Genomic DNA, 19319 nt, shown 5'->3' with positions numbered 1-19319 from the left:
GAGACTTGGGTAAGCAGCGCCGATTCTGGACACCCTCGCCCGTGCCGTCACGCATCCACGCCGGACACCAATCCCCGTGCATCAATCATCTAGTGCTTGCCGTTGACCCAGAGCTGGTCGACCCGGGAGCGCTCGGTCGAGTTCGGGTAGGCGTTGGTGCACGACGGGCCGGGGCCGCCGCCGGACATCAGTTCGGAGCACGGGCCGGTGTAGTGGTCGGGCAGGCCGAGGACGTGCCCGGTCTCGTGGGCGGTGATCCGGGTCGGGTCGTACTGCTGCGCCTGGGCGTAGTCGAGGAAGATGTACCCTCGGCCGTGCCCGTCGGTGGACGCGTACGAACCGCGCGGGTCGTTGCCTTCGGTGTAGTAGAAGTCGTAGTTGCTGCCCTCGACGAGCTTCACGTTGTTCACCGACGAGTTCCAGATCGACGTGCTGGACGAGATCTGGGACGCGAACGACGGCGCGTCGACCGCGTAGGTGACGGTCACCGCGGTCACCTTGCGGCCGGCCTTCGCCTGCTGGGCCTGCTTGGCCCGCGCGGACTTCATCACGGCTTCGTAGAACTTCTTGGTCGCGGCTTCGTCCTGCGGCGAGCCGGTGTATGCGGCGCGGGTGGCTGTGGTCGAGGCGGTGGACGTTGTCGAGACGGTCGGGTCCGGGGCCGGTGCGGCAGTCGAGGGGGACGCTGCCAGGGCGGTCACGGCCAGCGCGGAGGCGGCGAGCCCCGCGAGGCTGGTCAGGATACGGCGATGCGACATGGAGGGCCTCACTCCGAATCGGTGGCGGAAAGCGACGGGCGGATCACCGATCGCTACCAACGGATGCTGCCAAGACTCCCCGGATTTCGCATCGGTCCGGGCCAAACCCTCGGGTTAACCCGCGAACGGCCCCGACCGTTCTATGCCGGGCATAACCGTGGAGTTATCGGCCCGGGGCGAGCGCCGACTCACCGTTGGTCGTGCTGTTGCAGGAAGGCGCGGACGTCGGCGGCGATCCGGTCGGGGTACTCGCCGTTGATCGCGTGCGACGCCTCCGGGTAGTAGGCGACGGTCTTCGTCCGCAGCGCACGGTCCGCCGTGGCCCGCGCCTTCGCCGAGTCGTGCATCACCGAGCGGCCGGCGATCACCGCCAGGACCGGCATCGGCAGGCTCCCGAGCTGGTCCTCGGTGATGCGTTTCGGCTGCGGCTGGCGGAGCGTGTAGTTCTTCATGCCGGCCTCGATCATGTCCGCCACCGCGACATCCTCCACCGGTGCGCCGCCGGCCGTGTAGGAGTTGAAACTGTCCCGCCACGAGCGCGGAAGCCATTTCACTGCGGCCGGCAGTGACCGCAGGACGGTTTCGGCCGGAATTCCGTCGTACACGTTGACCGGATCCAGAGTAGTGAGCGTCGCGATCCGCTCCGGGTGCCGTACGGCGAGATTCGTCGCGGTCCAGCCGCCGATCGACAGACCGAGCAGGTTGAACCGCTGCTCGGGGAGTGCGGCCAACGTCTGGTCGAGCCACGCGGCCTTGTCGGCGTCGGAGGTGATCGGCTTGTTCTGGATGCTCATTCCGGGTTCGCCGAGCAGGTCGATCGCGTAGACGTCGGTGATCGCGAGCAGCGACTTGAGGTTGTCGGCCCACACCGGCGTACCGGACGAGGTGCCGGGAAGCAGGACGAGTGGGTGGTGATTCCCTTTCACGCCCTCCCACCGGTACACCCGGACGACGCCGTACTCGATTCGGAGGTCGTGCACCTCCGCCGGGGTCGGGAGATCGCGGAGCGCCGCGTCGTACTTCGCGCGGTAGTCCTCGTAGCCGGCCGCACTGTTCCAGTGACCGACCGGTGACGGCGTGCGCAGTGCGTACGCCGTGGCGACGATCAGCGCGCCGACGATCCCGAGTGCGATCAGCAGCCGGCGTCGACGGCGTGGATGCTTGGGCATGATCTCTCCTAACCGCTCGGTAGGTGATTCCACCATACGGTAAGTTCGGATCATGCCTTCAGCACGCGGCCGGAACCTGACCTTCACCGAGGAGGCCCGCCGCGCGCAGCTGATCGACGTCACCATCGAGCTCGTCGCCGAGCACGGGTACGCCGCGACCTCGCTCGGGCGGATCGCGGAGAGCGCCGGGATCACCAAGGCGGGTGTGCTGTATCACTTCCCGTCGAAGCAGGCGCTGGTCGAGGCGGCGCATCAGCACGTCCTGTCGACGCTGGTCGAGTCGGTCGGCGCGGCCGTTGAGGCGGCGGGTCCGGCGGACAGTCCGGCGGCGTACATCCGGTCGATGGTGGCGCACCTCCGCGAGCGCCCGCGGCATGTGCGGATGCTGATCGAGGCGATGACTTCCGTCGCACCGCTGACCGATTCGAAGGCGCGCTGGTCGGCTGTTGCCGAGCTGCTCGCTGCGGCGCGTCAGGCGCGGGGGCTGTCGTCGGACATCGATCTGCGGTCCGCGGCGTTGCTGATCGGTGGCGGGATCGACGCGATCGTCGCGGAGTCGCTCGGTGACCCGCAATACGACTCCCGCTCCGCCGCCGAACTGCTGGTGCAGTTGGTGGAGCAGGGGCTGCTGAGTTAGCTCTTGATTCAGCTCTCGCCGGTGTTCAGCTCACGCCGGTCGGTCAGCTCTCGCCGGGGATGCCGACGTTGAGGAGGCGGGCGCCGGGGCCGCGGGTGGAGAGGCGGTCCTCCTTGTTGTAGAGGTTGCAGCGCTGCAGGCTGAGGCATCCGCAGCCGATGCAGCTGTCGAGATCGTCACGGAGGCGCTCGAGCTCGGCGATCCGCTCGTCGAGGCGGCTGCGCCACGTCTTCGAGAGTTTGCTCCAGTCGGCGCGCGTCGGCGTCCGGTCCTCTGGCAGTGAGTCCAGGGCCTGCTTGATCTCGGCGAGCGCGAGACCGACCCGCTGCGCCGCCTGCACGAACGCGATCCGCCGCAACGTACTGCGCTGGTACTGCCGCTGGTTGCCGGCCGTCCGCCGGGACGCGATCAGTCCCTGATCCTCGTAGAACCGCAGCGCGGAGGCCGCTACTCCCGACCGGTGTGCGATTTCCCCGATCGAGAGCCAGTGCTCCTTGCTGGGGACGTTCTCCTCACCCATACCGCCACCCTAGGACGCCGCGCCAACGATTCAAGTGAGCTTGAACTCGTCGCGCTGCGTCGGCGCGCGGCCACGCCGTACCGGGACGTCATCGGGAGATGGTTGCCGTGAGCTTCGGTCAGACCAGTGCTGCGGGTGGTCCTTTGTGGTCAGGGCACCGGGTCACGTCGGTTATACTTTTCTGGTGTCGGTGCGCGCGTCGCGTCACCAGAGATTTTCCCAGGCGCTCCGACCCGTCGGTTTCAGCATCCGGCTGAAGGTCCCGGCGACATGGGTGCAACGCGATAGCACCCGCAGGTCGATGCCCGTCTCCTGCTGAGTACGTCGTCCGGTCACGATTTCGTGACCGGCGCTCACGTGCGGCTGCGATCCGGCGCTCATCGTCCGTGAATCCGAGAGAGAGTTTGCGTGACCCAGCACCACCAGCACGACCCTGACTCCGCCGACGGGCGGATCAAGAAGCCCCGACACAAGAAGCACCAGAACCAGTCGTACGGCGAACGCCTCGCCGCGAGCTCCTCGCACGACGCCGCGCCGAACACCGCGCCGGACACCGCGTCCGAGCAAACCTCGGCGCCGGCTGCCGATGCCCCGGTGAAGGGGTACCGCTCCGAGCACCCGCGTACCGACCGCGCCCGTGACGACCGCCGTGACGACCGCCGCGACGGGCGTTCGTCGTACCGCGGTGAGCGTCCTGCCAACCGCGACGACCGTTCCTCGTACCGCGGCAACCGCGACGAGCGTCCGTACAACCGCGACGAGCGTCCGCGCTTCAATCGGGACGATCGGCCGCAGTTCAACCGTGACGACCGGTCGCAGTACGGCCGGGATGACCGTCCGCGGTACGGCCGTGACGACCGTTCGAAGTACAGCCGCGACGAGCGTCCGCAGTTCAATCGGGACGAGCGTCCGCGTTTCAACCGCGATGAGCGGCCGCAGTTCAACCGTGACGACCGTTCGAAGTACAGCCGTGACGAGCGCCCGCAGTACAACCGCGACGACCGTTCGAAGTACAGCCGTGACGAGCGTGCGCAGTTCAATCGGGACGAGCGTCCGCGTTTCAACCGCGATGAGCGGCCGCAGTACGACCGCGACGAGCGGCCGCAGTACCGGCGGGACGAGCGTTCGCAGGGTGGCGACCGGCCGCGGTTCAGCCGCGACGACCGGCCGCAGTACCAGCGGTCCGAGCGGAACGACCGGCCCCGGTTCGACCGTGACGACCGGCGCGATGATCGGCGGAGCGCTCCGGTGGAACAGCCGGCGGACCTCGGTACTGTTGCCGATGACAACCAGTTCGCCGCGCTCGGGATCGCGCCGCGGCTCGTGCAGCGGCTGGCCCGGGACGGGATCACCACGCCGTTCCCGATCCAGACCGCGACCATTCCGGACGCGCTGGCCGGCAAGGACGTGCTCGGCCGCGGTCAGACCGGCTCCGGCAAGACCCTCGGGTTCGGCCTGCCGACGCTGATGCGGCTGGCCGGCGGCCGGAGCGAGTCGCGCCGTCCGCGCGGCATGATCCTGGTTCCGACGCGTGAGCTCGCGATGCAGGTGCACGACGCCCTCGAACCGCTCGCGCACGTGATGAACGTGTCGCTCAAGCTGATCGCCGGCGGACTGCCGTACCCGAAGCAGATCGACGCGCTGCGCCGCGGCGTGGACCTCCTGATCGCCACCCCCGGCCGGCTGATCGACCTGTGCGAGCAGGGCGCGGCCGACCTCGGCGCGGTGGAGATCTCGGTCCTCGACGAGGCCGACCACATGTGCGACATGGGCTTCATGCCGGCCGTCACGACGCTGCTCGACATGACGCCGGCCGAGGGCCAGCGGCTGCTGTTCTCCGCGACCCTGGACAACGACGTCGACACGATCGTGAAGACCTACCTGAAGGACCCGGTGCAGCACTCCACCGAGTCCGGTCAGGCGACCGTCACCACGATGGAGCACCACCTGCTGGTGATCGAGCCGGCGCACAAGCAGTCGCTGACCGCGGAGCTGGCCAGCCGGGACGGCCGGACCATCGTGTTCGTCCGCACCAAGCTGGGCGCCGATCGCGTCGCCACCCAGCTGCGGGACCGCGGCGTGATGGCCGCGGCACTGCACGGCGGCCTGACCCAAGGCGCGCGGAACCGGACGCTCGAGCAGTTCAAGGACGGCTCGGTTCCGGTGCTCGTGGCAACGGATGTCGCGGCCCGCGGGATCCACGTCGACGACGTCGGCCTGGTCGTCCAGGCGGACCCGGCGGCCGACCACAAGGACTACCTGCACCGGGCCGGCCGGACCGCGCGTGCGGGCGGCAAGGGTGCGGTGGTCACGCTCGTGCTGCCGCACCAGCGGCGCGGCATGATCCGGCTCGCCGAGTCGGCCGGCGTCGAGGCCGAGCCGGTCCGGGCGCGTCCGGGTGACGAGCTGGTGACCGGGCTGACCGGCGGCAACAAGCCGTCCGGGTACCCGGTCAAGCTGCCCGCGCCGAAGCCGCGCGGCAACAAGGGCGGTCGCCGCTTCGGCAGCACCCGTCCGGGACGCGGCTTCGAAGGCCGCGGCGGCAACAACCGCGGCTTCAGCGGACCGCGACGCGGCGGCAACGGACCGCGCCGTACCGACGGAAAGTCCTACCAGCACTGAGCTGAGCACAGCCGGAACGGTGGGCCGGGACAGGCAGTAGCTTGTCCCGGCCCACCGTTTCCTGTTGTCGCAGAGTCCTGCAGCCCACTGGGCCGGCCACGATGGGTTAACCCTTCGTGTTGGGGGCTCTCTGCTGGTACAGGAACAGAGAACCCCCAACACGAAGGGATATCCGGCGGTGTGACGCGCGACCCGCGACCCGCGACGCGCGACCCGCGAGTCGACCCGTGAGCCTCGACCCGTCACCCGCGAACCTCGAATCGCGAACCCCTATCCGCGAACCCCTATCCGCGAACCGCGACCCTCGACGCGCTGGCGCTTGCCCGGCCAGGGGCGATGAGGGGTGAGCGAGGTGATCGGGGTTGTCGCAGCCGTTGATTCGTGGAGCCTTTTTGGCGTATGACGACGCAAAATCCTCCTCTGTCATCCGGAAAACTCTCCTAGGAGGATTTTCGCGGGTCACCGCCGCAGATCGCCCGCCGTTCGTGTTCCTGGACAGCGCCGGACCTGGAGACCACGTGTTTCTGGACAGCGCCGGATCTGGACAACACCGGATCTGGCAGCGCCGGGCCGGACGGCGAACGGGCTGGGCGGAGAACGGGCCAGACGGAGCACGGGCCAGACGGCGAATGGGTGTACGCCGCTCCACGGCACGCTCGGCCGCTCACCTTAGGTACGCGCTCCGCTTGGTGCCTCAGGTGAGGACGGCCCAGAGGCGGGCGAGGATGGTGGTGATCTCGTCAGCTGTCAGCGGGATGAGTTCGAGCATCAGTTCGTCGTCGGCGACCCGGTCGGTCATCACGTAGATCGGTGGCGTGCCGGCTTCGAGTTCGGTGGCGACGCGTTTGGCGTCGGGGACCCGCAGCAGTACGCGTGACACCTGCAGGCCGGTCGGGTCCCGGACCACCTCGGCGGTGAGGCCGGGGATGCGCTCGGCGTTCTCGACGAAGGCGTCCACCTTCGCGAGTTCGTCGGCCTCCCACTTCATCCGGTCGAACGCCTGCCACTCCTCGAGCGCCGCGAGGACGCCGACGATCGCTTCCTTCGTCGGCTTCATCACCCGCCCGATGCCGTGCTCCTGGGCGCGGAGCGCTTGCACGAGTCCCCAGCTGCCGGCGACCAACCCGGCGGTCGGTGAGCCGAGGTACTTCTGCCCGCTCACCAGCACCAGGTCCGCGCCGGTCGCGAGCAGGTCCGCGATCCGCGGGAACTGTGCGGCACCGTCGATGATCGCCGGGACGCCGCGCCGGTGTGCGGCGCGCACCGCGGCGACCAGGTCGATCGGCTCACCGCGGGTCAGCCGCGACGACACGAGCATCAGACAGGCGACGTCAGGCCCGTCGAGCTCGGCCTCCAGATCGGCGATCGTGCAGTGGTCCTCCGCGCCGGCCAGGTCGACCTGCGCGCCGGCCAGGCGGATGCCCTGCAGGTTGGAGTGTCCGTAGTCGACCACGTGGCAGGCCGGCAGGACGACGCGGTTGTGCATGTCGGTCGTGTCCGGCAGCGCCGCCGTACGGCGTGGGTCGCCGCCGGTCATCGTGGCCGCGACCGCGAGCGTGATCCCGGCCGCGGTGCAGTGTACGACGGCACCGGCCTGGGCGCCGGTGACCTGCGCAATGGCCTCGCTGGCCCGGTCACCGAGCTCGACCATGTCGAAGAACTCGGGCAACGCCTGTGCGACGGCCGCCGCCACCCCGTCGGAACTCCGCGACACCCCCAGCGGGGTGTACGTCCCCTTGGCGTTGATCACCACACTCAAGCGATAGCGATCGTGAATGCTCATGGTGTTGCCGAGCGTAGTGGTCACGGACAGCAATTGGCGAGAGTCTGGCCGTGAGTTCTTGACCCGATACTACTGGTGAGTCATTCTCACTTTTACCGAACCTGAGGAGGGAACCGTGCCCCGCCCCGCACTCCGCGCCCGCCTTCGTCCGACCGTCGCCGCCGTCGCTGTCACGGCCGTGCTCGCGGCCCTGCCCGCACTGACCCGGGCCGCACCCGAAGCCTCGGCCGCCGCTGCCTCCCCGGCGGCCTCACAAGCAGTTGCCGAGAGCCCCACCGACTATTGCCTCGAGCAATGTCTCGACATCCTGCCACCCGGTCAGAACGGTCACGCCACCTTCACGGATCTCCTTGCTTTCAAGGCGTTGGGGGTCCGGCCGGCGCACTTCAGCGACACCGTGAAGCCGTACCAGGACCTCGTCTGGAACTCGCAGGGCATCAGCGACGCGGGTCTGACGTCGTACTTCGACGACGCGTCGTTCGGGGTGAAACCGGGGGACGTGGCAAGCACCGTCCGGCCGCGCAGCGACGTCGCGATCGTCCGCGACAAGTCGCGCGGGATCCCGCACATCACGGGTACCACGCGCGCTGGCACGATGTTCGGTGCCGGGTATGCCGGCGCGCAGGACCGGCTGTTCGTGATGGACGTGTTCCGGCATCTCGGACGTGGACAGTTGACGCCGTTCGCGGGCGGTGCGCCGGCGAATCGTCAGTTCGAGCAGGAGTTCTGGCGTACGGCGCCGTACACCGAGGCCGATCTGCAGCGGCAGTTCGACGACGCGGACGAGCTGTACGGCGCCGACGGTGTGAAGATGCAGCAGGACATCCAGGCCTGGGTGGCCGGCGTCAACCACTACATCGACGCGGTCGGCATCGGGTACCCCGGTGAGTACGTCGCGCTCGGCCTGCAGTGGCCGACGCCGCACTGGAAGGTGACCGACGTGGTCGCCACCGCGGCCGTGGTTGCGGGCATCTTCGGGACCGGCGGTGGGTCCGAGGTCGCGTCCACGCTCGCATTGCTCGAAGCACAAGCGAAGTACGGCGTTGCGCAGGGCACCAAGGTGTGGGAGTCGTTCCGCTCGCAGAACGATCCGGAAGCCAACACGACCGTGCACAACGGTGCGACCTTCCCGTATGGGACGACCGGGCCGAACCCGGCCGGGCGCGCGCTGCCGGACCGTGGCTCGGTCACCCCGGAGCCTGAGGTCATCGACCAGACGGTGAACAAGACGGCCAAGAAGGTGGGGAAGTCGGTACCGGTGCCGAAGCGTGCGGAGAGCCTGCGCGGAATCTTCGATGACGGACTCTTTCCGGAAAGTTTCGGAAAGAAGGCGATGTCGAACGCACTGCTGGTTTCCGGCGCGCACACCCAGAGCGGCCGGCCGATCGCGGTCTACGGTCCGCAGACCGGCTACTTCGCCCCGCAGTTGCTGCTCCGCCAGGAACTGCAGGGCCCCGGCGTCAGCTCGCGTGGGATCGCCTTCGCCGGGCTGAACTTCTACACGTTGATCGGGCGCGGTCCGGACTACTCGTGGAGCGCCACGTCCGCGGGGCAGGACATCACCGACACGTTCGCCGTGCCGCTGTGCGAGCCGGCGGGTGGAACGCCGACCAAGGCCTCGCAGTACTACGTTTTCCGCGGTCGGTGCGTACCGATCGAGCGGCTCGAGCGGCACAACGAGTGGTACTCGAGCCTCGGATCGTCGGAGCCCGCCGGTTCGTACACTTTGGTTGCCCTGCGCACCAAGTACGGCATCGTCACACACCGCGGCACGGTCGGCGGCAAGCCGGTGCTGTTCACCAAGAACCGGTCGACGTACGGCAACGAGGCAGGTTCGGCGCTCGGCTTCATGCAGTTCAATGACCCGGGACAAGATCAAGTCGGCCGCCGACTTCCAGCAGGCCGCGGCGAACATCGGGTACACGTTCAACTGGTTCTACACCGAAAAGAACTCGATCGCGTACTTCAACTCCGGCGACAACCCGGTTCGCGCGAACGGCGCCGACCCGAACCTGCCGTCCTGGAGCAGTTACGAGTGGAAGGACTGGGACCCGGTCACCAACCGCGCCTCGTACACCCCGCCCGAGCAGCACCCGCAGGTCGTGAACCAGGACTACTTGACCAGCTGGAACAACAAGCAGGCGCCGGAGTACTCGGCGTCGGACGGCCAATGGGGCTACAACGCGGTCTACCGGAGCCAGCCGCTCGACGACCGGATCGAGGCGGTCATCGACAGCGGCCAGAAGTTCACCCGCGGCAAGCTCGTCGAGGCGATGGAGGACGCGGCCACGGTCGACCTCCGCGGTGATCAGGTGCTGCCGTATCTCCTGCGCGTGCTGAAGTCGGCGCCGATCACTGACCCGGCCGTCGCCGAGGCGGTCACGAGACTGACCGCGTGGCAGCAGGACGGCGCGCATCGCAAGACAGCCGGCGCGTCCTCGGCCGCGTACACCCACGCCGACGCGATCCGCATCCTCGACGCGTGGTGGCCGCTGCTGGTCCCGGCACAGTTCAAGGACCTCGGCCCGGAGTTGTACGGCGCACTCGTCGCCAACCTGAAGATCGACGAACCGCCGGGGCCGCAGGGATCTGCGTTCCAGAGCGGGTGGTGGGGCTTCGTCCAGCGCGATCTGCGGAAGGTGCTCGGCGACCCCGTCCAGGCCGCGCAGCCGGTCACGTTCTGCGGTGGCGGATCGCTGGCCGCGTGCCGTACGACGCTCACCGAAACGCTGGCCGCCGCGACCAAGGTGCCGGTGTCGACGACGTACCCGGCGACCGCGGACTGTGCGGCGGGGGACCAGGTGTGCGCCGATCAGATCGTCCACAACCCGATGGGCGGCATCACGCAGGACCGGATCGCGTGGGTGAATCGGCCCACGTACCAGCAGGTGATCGAGTTCGCGGCCAAGCGCGGCGACGACGTCAGCAACCTCGCGACCGGCAAGACCGCGACGGCGAGCAGCTACGAGAAGGGCTGGTACAACTCGCCGCCGGCGCAAGCCGTCGACGGCAACCTCGGTACCCGGTGGGCCAGTGACTGGTCGGATCCGCAGTGGCTGAAGGTTGATCTCGGCAACGAGCAGCCGGTCGGTCGGGTCGTGCTGCACTGGGAGAAGGCGTACGCAAAGGCGTACACCGTCGAGGTGTCGCGAGACGGTTCGACCTGGCAGCAGGTGTCCGCGACCTCGGCCGGCGACGGCGGGCAGGACGTGGTGCGGTTCGCCGCCGTACCGGCGCGGTACGTCCGGGTGACCGGGACGCGGCGCGCGACGTCGTACGGGTATTCGCTCTACGAACTGCAAGTCTTCAGATGGTGACGCCCCGGCGCCTGTCAGGATTGGCGCATGAACCAGAACTATCCCCCGAACCAGCCGTATCCGCCGCAACAGCCGGGCTACCAGGGCCCGCCACCCGGATACCAGGGTCCGCCGGCCCAGCAGGGATCTCAGCCGGGCTATCAGGGGCCGCCGTCGCAGGGGTACCAGCAGGGATACGGACAGCAGGGTGGCTTTCCGGGCCAATCCATTCAGCAGCAGCCAGGTCGGCAGCAGGTGCCGCACGTCGCGCCGCAGGGTTCGCCGTACCCGGTGTTGGTCTCGACGATGAACGACCTGCCCGGGTTCGGCGTGGAGCAGGTGTTCGGCGAGGTGTTCGGACTGACCGTGCGGAGCCGGGACTTCGGCTCGAACTTCACCGCGAGCTTCCGGTCCCTCGGTGGCGGCGAGGTGCCGGAGTACACCCAGATGCTGGCCGAGTCGCGGCACGTCGCCGTGATGCGGATGTGCCAGATGGCCCAGCAGATGGGCGCGAACGCGATCCTCGCGATGCGGTTCGACTGCAACGAGATCGCGAACACGATGAGCGAGGTGGCGGCGTACGGGACGGCCGTCGTCGTCCGCAAGGCCGAGCCGCCGCGCGCCCAGGACAAGACCGCCGACGAGGACGATGCGCATGACAGCTGATCCCACACCTCCGGTACCGACCGCAGGAAACGCTTCAGGAAACGCCGCAGGAAACTTGGTGTTCCCTGCGGATTTCCGGTGGGGAGTTTCGACGTCGGCGTACCAGATCGAGGGTGCCGTGACCGAGGACGGCCGCGGCCCCTCGACCTGGGACACGTTCTGCGCGGAGCCCGGCCGGATCCTCGGCGGCGACACCGGGGAGATCGCGTGCGATCACTACCACCGGTACGCCGAGGACGTCGCGTTGCTGCGCGAACTCGGCGTGGACACCTATCGGTTCTCGTTCGCCTGGCCGCGGATCCAGCCATCGGGCAGCGGACCGGGCAACGCGGCCGGCCTGGACTTCTACGACCGGCTGATCGACACCTTGCTCGGTGCCGGGATCCAGCCGGCGCCGACGCTGTACCACTGGGACACCCCGCAACCGCTCGAGGATGCGGGCGGCTGGCTGTCCCGCGACATCACCGACCGGTTCGCAGAGTACGCCGGCATCCTGGGCGCACGGTTCGCCGACCGGGTGCCGATGTGGATCACGATCAACGAGCCGATGGTGCTGACGCTGATGGGCTACTCGCTCGGCGCACACGCGCCCGGTAAGCAGTTGCTGTTCGACGCGCTTCCGGTCGCGCATCATCAGTTGCTCGCCCACGGCCGAGCCGTGCAGGCGCTGCGCGCGGCCGGCGCGCGGACGATCGGCATCGCGTCGAACCACGCGCCGACCTGGCCCGCGAGCGACAGCGCCGAGGACCGGGAGGCGGCGGCGCTGTACGACAACCTGATCAACTGGATGTTCGCCGACCCGATCCTGCTCGGTCAGTACCCGGACGGCATGGGCGACGCGATGCCGGGTCCGGTCGCCGACGACCTCGCGGTGATCGCGACACCGCCCGACTTCTTCGGCATCAACCACTATTCACCGGTCTCCGTCGGCGTCGCGACCGGTCAGGCCGACACCGCGGCCACGGACGGCGTCCAACTGCCGCCGGGGCTGCCCTTCGAGCCGCGGCAGCTCACCGGCTACCCGACGACGGACTTCGGCTGGCCAGTGGTCCCGGACGCGTTCGGCGAGATCCTGCGGACGTTCAAGCAGCGGTACGGCGACCGGTTGCCGCCGATCTACATCACCGAGAACGGCTGCTCGTACGACGACGGACCGGTCGACGGGGTGGTGCCGGACCAGCGGCGGATCGACTACCTGGACGGCTACCTGCGGTCGCTCAAGGCCGCGATGGACGACGGCATCGACGTCCGCGGGTACTTCCAGTGGTCGCTGCTCGACAACTTCGAATGGGCGGCCGGGTACTCGCAGCGGTTCGGCCTGGTGCATGTCGATTTCGAGACGCTGGTGCGGACACCGAAAGCGTCGTACCACTGGTTCCGGGACCTGATCGCGCAGAGCCGGAAATGATCCCCGATCCGGGCATCGTTCCGGCGGCCCTGGCGGAGCCCACCGTCCGGGTCCGCGGGCGATGGACCGCGGCCGTCGTGCTGGCGAACGTCGGCGTTCTTCGCCGCCTGGCTCGGACCGATCCAGGTGCTGCTCGCGAAACAGTCCGAGGTGGTCGCGCCGGGGAACAAGGAATACGTTTTCGGGCTGGTCACCGGGGTCGGCGCGGCGGTGTCGGTGCTGGCGAATCCGGCGTTCGGTGCATTGTCCGACCGGACCACGTCCCGGCACGGTCGCCGAGTTCCGTGGGTGGTCGCCGGGGCCGTTGGCGGTGCCATCGGTCTCGGGATCCTCTCGGGTGCGCACGCGGTCGCGTTGATGCTGCTCGGCTGGTGCCTGATGCAGCTCTTCGGAAACGCACTCCTGGCCGCGGTGACGGCCGCCGTACCCGATCGGGTTCCGGTGGTGCAGCGCGGATCCGTCGGCGGCTGGGTCGCGATCTCACAAGTACTCGGGGCTCTGGTCGGCACAGCGCTCGCAGCGGCCTTCGACAGCTTCACCCTCGGGTACGTCGCGTGCGCCGTCTTCCTGGTGTTGTCGGTTGTGCCGTACCTGATGCGCAGTGGGGATGTGCGGTTGGTCGAGCGACCCGCCTTTGTGCTGGGCGATTTCCTTAAGGGTTTCTGGATCAGCCCGCGGCGGTACCCGGATTTCGGCTGGGCGTGGCTGACGCGATTCCTCTTCAACGTGGGCAACGCGCTCGGAACGCTGTACCTGTTCTACTACCTGCAGGACCAGGTCAGGATCGCCGACCCCGACACCGGTGTCCTGAACCTGACCGCGATCTACAGCGGGTGTGTGCTGGTGACCGCGATCAGCTTCGGGCGCTGGTCGGACCGCTTGGCGCGGCGCAAGGTGTTCGTGACCGCGTCCGGCTGGGTGATGGCGGCGGCCGGCGTCGTCCTCGCACTGTGGCCGACCTGGCCGGGTGCGATCCTCGGCGCGATCATCCTCGGTGCGGGCTTCGGCGTGTACCTGGCGGTCGACTTCGCCCTGCTCACCCAGGTGCTGCCGAGCGCGCGCGACCGGGGCAAGGATCTCGGCGTCATCAACATCGCGAACTCACTGCCGCAGGTGCTGGCGCCGGCCGTCGCGGCACCGGTCGTCAAGCATCTGGGAGGCTATCCGGTGCTCTACTTCCTGGCCTCCGCCGTGACCCTTCTGGCCGGCGTACTCGTCACCCGCATCCGATCGGTCAACTGAGCGGCGAGCCGACCAGCGGCAGGTACGGCGATGTGGTCGAGGCCGAGCCAGTCCGCCATCAGATGCAGCTCGGCGGCGAGCTGCTCGACGAACTCGGGTGCGTTCGGCTCCGCGGTGAGGGTTGGTACGACCAACGTTGAGGACTGCCGATCGGCCTTGAGGTCGACCCGCGCCACCAGCTGGTCGTCCAGCAGGAACGGCAGTACGTAGTAGCCGTGGACGCGCTGCGGCGCGGGTGTGTAAATGCTGATCCGGTAGAAGAAGTCGAACAAGTGGTGCGTGCGGTCCCGGTTCCAGATCAGTGGGTCGAACGGGGAGAGCAACCCCTGCCCGCGGATCGGGCGGTCCTCGGCCTCGTGCCAGCTGTACGCCTGCTGCTTCACCCCTTCGACCCGTACCGGCACCAGCTCGCCGGCATCGACCAGCTCGCGGATCACCTCACGTCCCGTTGCTGCAGGCAATGGAAAGTGCGCCTGACCGCTGCCGCCGCACAGTTCCTTCAGCGTCGCGATCCCTAGCCCGCGGGCGGCGATCCGGACCAGCTCACGCCGGGCCTCATCGGCAGCCGGCGCCGGCCTGTCAAGGACCTCGGCCGGCAGGACACGCTCGGTCAGGTCGTAAACCCGCTCGAAGTGCCGCCGGCCGGCGATCGACACCCGCCCCGTGCAAAACAGGTACTCGATCGCGATCTTCGCGTCCTGCCAGTTCCACATCTTCCCGGTGCCCGGATCGGGGTCCGGGTCGGTGCGCTTGCGCCGTACACCGTCCGGGCTCGCCTCGCCCGCGGTCAACGGCCCGTGCTCGGTCACCATCCGCAGTACGTCGTCGACGTACCCGGGCTGCTCCGCGGACAGTCGGCGCATTCCCACGACCACGGACCACGGGACGGCGAGGTCCGGGCTGAGCTCCTGATCCCACACCTGGCGCTCGACCGCGCGCATCCGCCATCGCATCAGCGGGAAGACGTTCAGCGGGAGCAGCGCGGCCTTGTGGCCCCAGAAGTATTCGAACAGTTCGCGGTCCTCGCTCCAGCTCATCCGGTCGAGGGTCGCGCGCGGGTAGTTGCCCACCCGTGCGAACGCCGGCAGGTAGTGCGAGCGGCACACCACGTTCACCGAGTCGAGTTGCAGTACGCCGGCCCACCCGATCGCCTTGCGGATCGCCCGAGCATCCGCCCGCCGCGGCCGCGCCGTACCGAACCCCTGCGCGGCCAACGCGACCTGCCGCGCAGTCGCCACCGAGACGTCGTCTCCAACGGCCACCATGAACCGAACCTACAGACCGGCGAGGTCACCGCCTTATGCGGGCAGGGGCTCGGCTGCGGCGTAGCTGAGGTTCAGGCGGCGGTAGGCCGCGCTCAGGAACGCACTCAGGACGACGATCAGCATCAGCAGACTGCCGACCACGAAGGCGAGGGCGATGCCGCGCGCCTGGCCGTCGCCGAGCAGCCAGCCGAAGGTGGTACGCCCGGCGCTCGAGTTCATGTACGGGATCAGCAGGAACTGTGCCGCCGGGCCGATCGCGAACGCGGCGATCGGCGTCGATGCGGTCTCGATGCTCTGCGCGAACCCGAAGACCCGGCCCTGCTTCTCGAACGGGACCATCCGCTGCAGGATCGTCTGCTCCGCGGCCTCGGCGACCGGGATCACCAGCATGAACCCGAACATCCCGAGCACGAGCAGCGCCTGCCATTCGCGCACCGCCGTACCCAGGCCGACGATCGCGATCGCGACGTTCGCCAGCAGCAGCAACCGCAACGGCGAGCGCCCGAGGCCGAAGCGCGCGACCAGCGCACCGCCGGCGATGAACCCGATGCTGGTGAAACCGAGCACGAAGCCCCAGGACTGAACGGAGAACAGGTTCAGGCCGTACGGGTCCATCAGGGCCATGAAGACACCCATGATCAGGTTGTTGAACGTGCTGAACAGCACCAGTGGCAACAACCCAGGCACGCCGCGCATCGTCTGCCACGCGGTGCGGACCTCGATGCGGACGCGCTCGTGGTGCTCCGGCCGCGGCTCGTCGATGTGGATCGCGAACAGCAGGTGAATCAGGACGGCGCCGGTGAACATCATCGCAATCGCGATCGTGCCACCCATCCCGACGAACCCGATCGCCAGGCCGCTCAACACGCTGGTGATCAGGAACGCGACACCGTTGACCGTGCCGACCAGGCCGTTCGCCTTGTCCCGGCGGTCCTCCGGAACCAACAGCGTCACCGCGGTCGAGAGCGCGATGCTGCGCAGCGTGCCGGCGGTGCTGCCGACGACGATCAGCAGCGTGAACGCCCAGAACCAAACGGTGTGCCAGTTGGTGAGCTCGCGGCCGGCGACGACGTACAGTACGCCGGCGAGCGCGAACGCGACGCCCGTGATCGACGAGGACAGCGCCATCGCGGTCTTCTTGCGGTGCGCGTCGACGACCGCGCCGAAAACGGTCCCCGCCACGGACCCGATCAGCATCGAGACACCGGTCACCACCGAGGCCGCGAGCACCGAGCGCGTCACCAGGTACACCCAGAACGCGAAGGCGAAGCTCAAGAACGTGGTGGTCACATTCGCCACCAGTGTGTTGATCAGCAACCGCCGGAATGTCGTGTTCATACTGCTACGTCGAACTCGACGTCACGAAATTGACATCACGCTCTGGAGTTTCTCGAAATCGTTCGGTTCCAGCGGGACAAGGCCGCGGCGCAGCTGGTATCCCCAGTTCGGCGCGCGGGTCAGCTCCAGGTCGACATCCTGCACCGACACCCGCCGTACGTCGAGAAACGCGATCCGCCGTCGCCACGGCCGGACAATGCCTCGCGCACCCATACTCATCGGCTCCGCCTGGTGCGGCGCGTCGTCCGCCACGAAACCCAACGCGGTGAACATTCGCAGCGGCTGCTTGCCCAGGTACCGCTCGGTCGGCGAGTAGATCGCAAACCCATCACCTCGCTGCAGCCGCGCCACGCCGTACCGCTTCCCGTGGTTCAACTGCACAAATCCACCCGCCACGGCCCGCTCCGTGTGCTCAGCCGAAACCACCGCCACCCAAGCCCGCTCCGTCATGCCCACCAGGCTGAACCCAAATATGCGACATCTCCCGTCACCATTCACAAGATCCCCGCCTGCTCACCGCAGCCCCGCACTGCTCCCGTGCCACGGCGCGGGCCGCCCGGGGTCGGGACCCTCTCGCACGCCCTCTGCGCTGCCCGATCGGGCAAACCTGCAGTTCGGCGGTTATCCCTGACGTACACGGCTCGCGTGGCGTCGCCTGGTGCGGGTGCCGGCATGCATCGGCCGAGTGCGGACCTCCACCACCCACCAACCTCGCCGCTGCGGCCAATTTCCAGTGGATCCACGCCTGGCGCGACCGGCAGCCGCAGGGTTAGTGAGTGGTGGGCGTCCGCGTCGGCGCGGGCCTGCGTTGAGTCGCGAAACCCTCGAGGGCATGGACAAGTGACGCTGGGTCAGGCGGCGAACCGCGGGCGCAAGGGAGTGCGGACGTTGGTCGTCGAGTGGGCCGTCGAGGTTGGGCGGCGTACGGGCGTGCGGAAGGGAGTGTTCAGTCTTCGACGAGTTCGACCGTGGCGGCGTGGCGGTGGGCCAGGGCGTGGTACACGCCGGCGTTGTGGTCGACGAAGAGCTTGGCAGTGCCTTCGAGGGGGACGATCTTCTTCGCGGGGCTGCCCATCGCGACCGACTCGGGCGGGATGACCGCGCCCGGCGTGACGGTGGAGCCGGCGGCGACGAGCGAGCGGGGGCCGACGACTGCTCCGTCCAGGACAATGGCGCCGTTGCCGACCAGCGCCTGTTCGCCGATCGTGCAGTCGTGGACGAGGCATTGGTGGCCGACCGTCGCGTTCGGGCCGATCTCGCAGCCGTTGTGGCCGACGTGAATGACCGTGTTGTCCTGGATGTTCGCGCCGTCACGGATCGTGATCGTGCCCAGATCGGCCCGGATCACCGCGCCGTACCAGATCGACACCCCGGCCTCGACCACCACATCACCGACGAGGGTCGCGGTCGGCGCGATCCACGCGTCCGGGTGCACGGTCGGGCGCTTGCCTTCGAACGAGTACATCGGCATGCGCCACACCCTATGTGAGCTCCCATCCGGAGTGTCGCCTCCGGACGTGCCGAGGCGCGGAACGTGGATGCCGGGCCGGAGGTGAGGACAGGTACTGGGGTGTGGATGCCGGGCCGGGGGTGGAGGGCAGGTAGTGGGGCGTGGACGCCGGGCCGGGGAGGGGAGGGGACCGGCCCGGGCGTGAGGGGACCGGCCGGGTGTGAGGGGACCGGCCGGGTGTGTGGGAACCGGCCGGTTGTGGAGGGAACCGGGCCGAGGGCGTGGCGCCGGCCGAGGGCCCCACACCGGCGGGGGCCCTCACACCGGCCGGGGGCTTGACACCGGCCGGGAGCGTGACACCGGCCGGGGTGTGGACAGCTATTCGGGGCGTGGGACAGGTTATTTCGTGGGTACGGCCCCCACTGGCTGTTCAAACCTCCGGGAGGTGGCCAGTCGGGCGCGGATTGTGGTTGCTGTAGGCAACCATCTGGCGGTGGGCAAAAGGGCGGCGGCGACCCGGGACGGGCGTACGGTGGCGGGAACGATCGAAGGAGGGTGAGTATGACGGAGATCGGGAACACCGGGGCCGCGGTGGTGGATCGGGCCGACGGGCGTCCGGACGGGGAGGAGTGGGCCGAGAACTACGAACAACTGCCCGGTGGGGCAGGGGTTTCGCTGATTTTCGAGTCGACGACGAAGGAGGGCGTCGGGCCGCGGCTGCACAAGCATCCGTACCCGGAGACGTTCATCATCCGCCGCGGTTCCGCGACGTTCGTCGTGGACACCGAGGAGGTTGTGGGCCACGCCGGCCAAATCATCGTCGTACCGGCGGAAACGCCGCACAAGTTCCGCACCGGGCCGGACGGCTACGAAGCCGTCCACATTCACGAAAACCCCACATTCGAAACCGTCTGGCTGGAGTAACACCTCCGCCGGCGTGAACGCAATCAGGCGCGGCGCCGCCCTCTCGCGACGCCGCGCCGTACCCCGCCGCACACCTCGCGCATTCTGTGCCGCCGTGCCTACTGTGCCGCCCGTGCCTACTGTGCCGCCCATGCCGCCCGTGCCGCCCGTGCCGCCCGTGCCGCCCGTGCCGCCCGTGCCGCCCGTGCCGCCCGTGGCGCCCGGTCTGCTCCTCCTCGCGGACATGACCGACGTTCTGCGC

The 19319-nt window shown here is 68.7% G+C and carries 16 protein-coding genes; 8 read left to right on the top strand and 8 right to left on the bottom strand.

Annotated elements, in window-relative coordinates; all coding sequences use genetic code 11:
* Positions 1-89: 89 nt before the first annotated feature.
* Together snpA and AB0B82_RS33405 are read right to left on the bottom strand one after the other, a co-directional pair.
* Entirely contained in the window at positions 90-758 is a 669-nt protein-coding gene (gene snpA, locus AB0B82_RS33410) for a snapalysin (RefSeq protein WP_360177879.1), read from the bottom strand.
* A gap of 188 nt (positions 759-946) precedes the next feature.
* Positions 947-1927: an alpha/beta hydrolase gene (locus tag AB0B82_RS33405; protein WP_360177877.1), complete on the bottom strand. Its 981-nt coding sequence runs from the start codon at positions 1925-1927 to the stop codon at positions 947-949.
* Positions 1928-1979: 52 nt separating this feature from the next.
* Between AB0B82_RS33405 and AB0B82_RS33400 the strand changes: the two genes are divergently transcribed.
* The gene (locus tag AB0B82_RS33400) at positions 1980-2564 is read left to right on the top strand and encodes a TetR/AcrR family transcriptional regulator (protein WP_360177874.1); all 585 of its coding nucleotides are present in this window, start codon (positions 1980-1982) and stop codon (positions 2562-2564) included.
* Positions 2565-2607: 43 nt separating this feature from the next.
* On the opposite strand, the gene soxR is transcribed toward AB0B82_RS33400, so the two are convergent.
* On the bottom strand, positions 2608-3084 hold the full coding sequence (soxR, locus tag AB0B82_RS33395; RefSeq protein ID WP_360177871.1) for a redox-sensitive transcriptional activator SoxR: 477 nt from the start codon (positions 3082-3084) through the stop codon (positions 2608-2610).
* 408 nt (positions 3085-3492) lie between these two features.
* Here soxR and AB0B82_RS33390 point away from each other — a divergent pair, with 408 nt between their 5' ends.
* Complete coding sequence (locus AB0B82_RS33390; protein ID WP_360177868.1) at positions 3493-5706, top strand: DEAD/DEAH box helicase; 2214 nt, start codon at positions 3493-3495, stop codon at positions 5704-5706.
* Positions 5707-6400: 694 nt separating this feature from the next.
* On the opposite strand, the gene AB0B82_RS33385 is transcribed toward AB0B82_RS33390, so the two are convergent.
* On the bottom strand, positions 6401-7489 hold the full coding sequence (locus AB0B82_RS33385; RefSeq protein WP_360177865.1) for an aminotransferase class V-fold PLP-dependent enzyme: 1089 nt from the start codon (positions 7487-7489) through the stop codon (positions 6401-6403).
* 115 nt (positions 7490-7604) lie between these two features.
* Between AB0B82_RS33385 and AB0B82_RS33380 the strand changes: the two genes are divergently transcribed.
* The 5 genes from AB0B82_RS33380 (at position 7605) to AB0B82_RS33360 (ending at position 14101) form a co-directional block, all read left to right on the top strand.
* A complete protein-coding gene (locus AB0B82_RS33380; protein ID WP_360177863.1) occupies positions 7605-9797 on the top strand; it encodes a penicillin acylase family protein in 2193 nt (730 codons plus the stop codon).
* Positions 9763-10806 (top strand): discoidin domain-containing protein, encoded by a 1044-nt coding sequence (locus AB0B82_RS33375; protein ID WP_360177882.1) that lies wholly within the window; start codon positions 9763-9765, stop codon positions 10804-10806. Before AB0B82_RS33380 ends, AB0B82_RS33375 begins: the two co-directional genes overlap by 35 nt.
* Positions 10807-10833: 27 nt before the next feature.
* Positions 10834-11451 carry a YbjQ family protein gene (locus AB0B82_RS33370; RefSeq protein ID WP_360177860.1) on the top strand — a complete coding sequence of 206 codons (618 nt, stop codon included), beginning with the start codon at positions 10834-10836 and terminating at the stop codon, positions 11449-11451.
* A gap of 58 nt (positions 11452-11509) precedes the next feature.
* Entirely contained in the window at positions 11510-12859 is a 1350-nt protein-coding gene (locus tag AB0B82_RS33365) for a GH1 family beta-glucosidase (RefSeq protein ID WP_360177857.1), read from the top strand.
* Between the two features lie 126 nt (positions 12860-12985).
* Positions 12986-14101, top strand: coding sequence for an MFS transporter (locus AB0B82_RS33360; RefSeq protein ID WP_360177854.1), 1116 nt, complete (start codon positions 12986-12988; stop codon positions 14099-14101).
* On the opposite strand, the gene AB0B82_RS33355 is transcribed toward AB0B82_RS33360, so the two are convergent.
* From AB0B82_RS33355 to AB0B82_RS33340, 4 genes are all read right to left on the bottom strand, one after another.
* Entirely contained in the window at positions 14032-15366 is a 1335-nt protein-coding gene (locus tag AB0B82_RS33355) for a crosslink repair DNA glycosylase YcaQ family protein (RefSeq protein WP_360177851.1), read from the bottom strand. The genes AB0B82_RS33360 and AB0B82_RS33355 overlap by 70 nt on opposite strands.
* 33 nt (positions 15367-15399) lie before the next feature.
* Positions 15400-16704 carry an MFS transporter gene (locus tag AB0B82_RS33350; RefSeq protein WP_360177848.1) on the bottom strand — a complete coding sequence of 435 codons (1305 nt, stop codon included), beginning with the start codon at positions 16702-16704 and terminating at the stop codon, positions 15400-15402.
* A gap of 21 nt (positions 16705-16725) precedes the next feature.
* A complete protein-coding gene (locus tag AB0B82_RS33345; protein ID WP_360177845.1) occupies positions 16726-17154 on the bottom strand; it encodes a hypothetical protein in 429 nt (142 codons plus the stop codon).
* A 496-nt stretch (positions 17155-17650) separates the two neighbouring features.
* Positions 17651-18175 (bottom strand): gamma carbonic anhydrase family protein, encoded by a 525-nt coding sequence (locus AB0B82_RS33340; RefSeq protein WP_360177843.1) that lies wholly within the window; start codon positions 18173-18175, stop codon positions 17651-17653.
* Positions 18176-18715: 540 nt separating this feature from the next.
* Between AB0B82_RS33340 and AB0B82_RS33335 the strand changes: the two genes are divergently transcribed.
* On the top strand, positions 18716-19078 hold the full coding sequence (locus AB0B82_RS33335; protein ID WP_360177840.1) for a cupin domain-containing protein: 363 nt from the start codon (positions 18716-18718) through the stop codon (positions 19076-19078).
* The last annotated feature ends 241 nt before the right edge of the window (positions 19079-19319 follow it).

The organism is Kribbella sp. NPDC048915 (assembly GCF_040649595.1).
GTDB lineage: Bacteria > Actinomycetota > Actinomycetes > Propionibacteriales > Kribbellaceae > Kribbella.
This window is presented reverse-complemented; position numbering and strand designations above follow the sequence as displayed.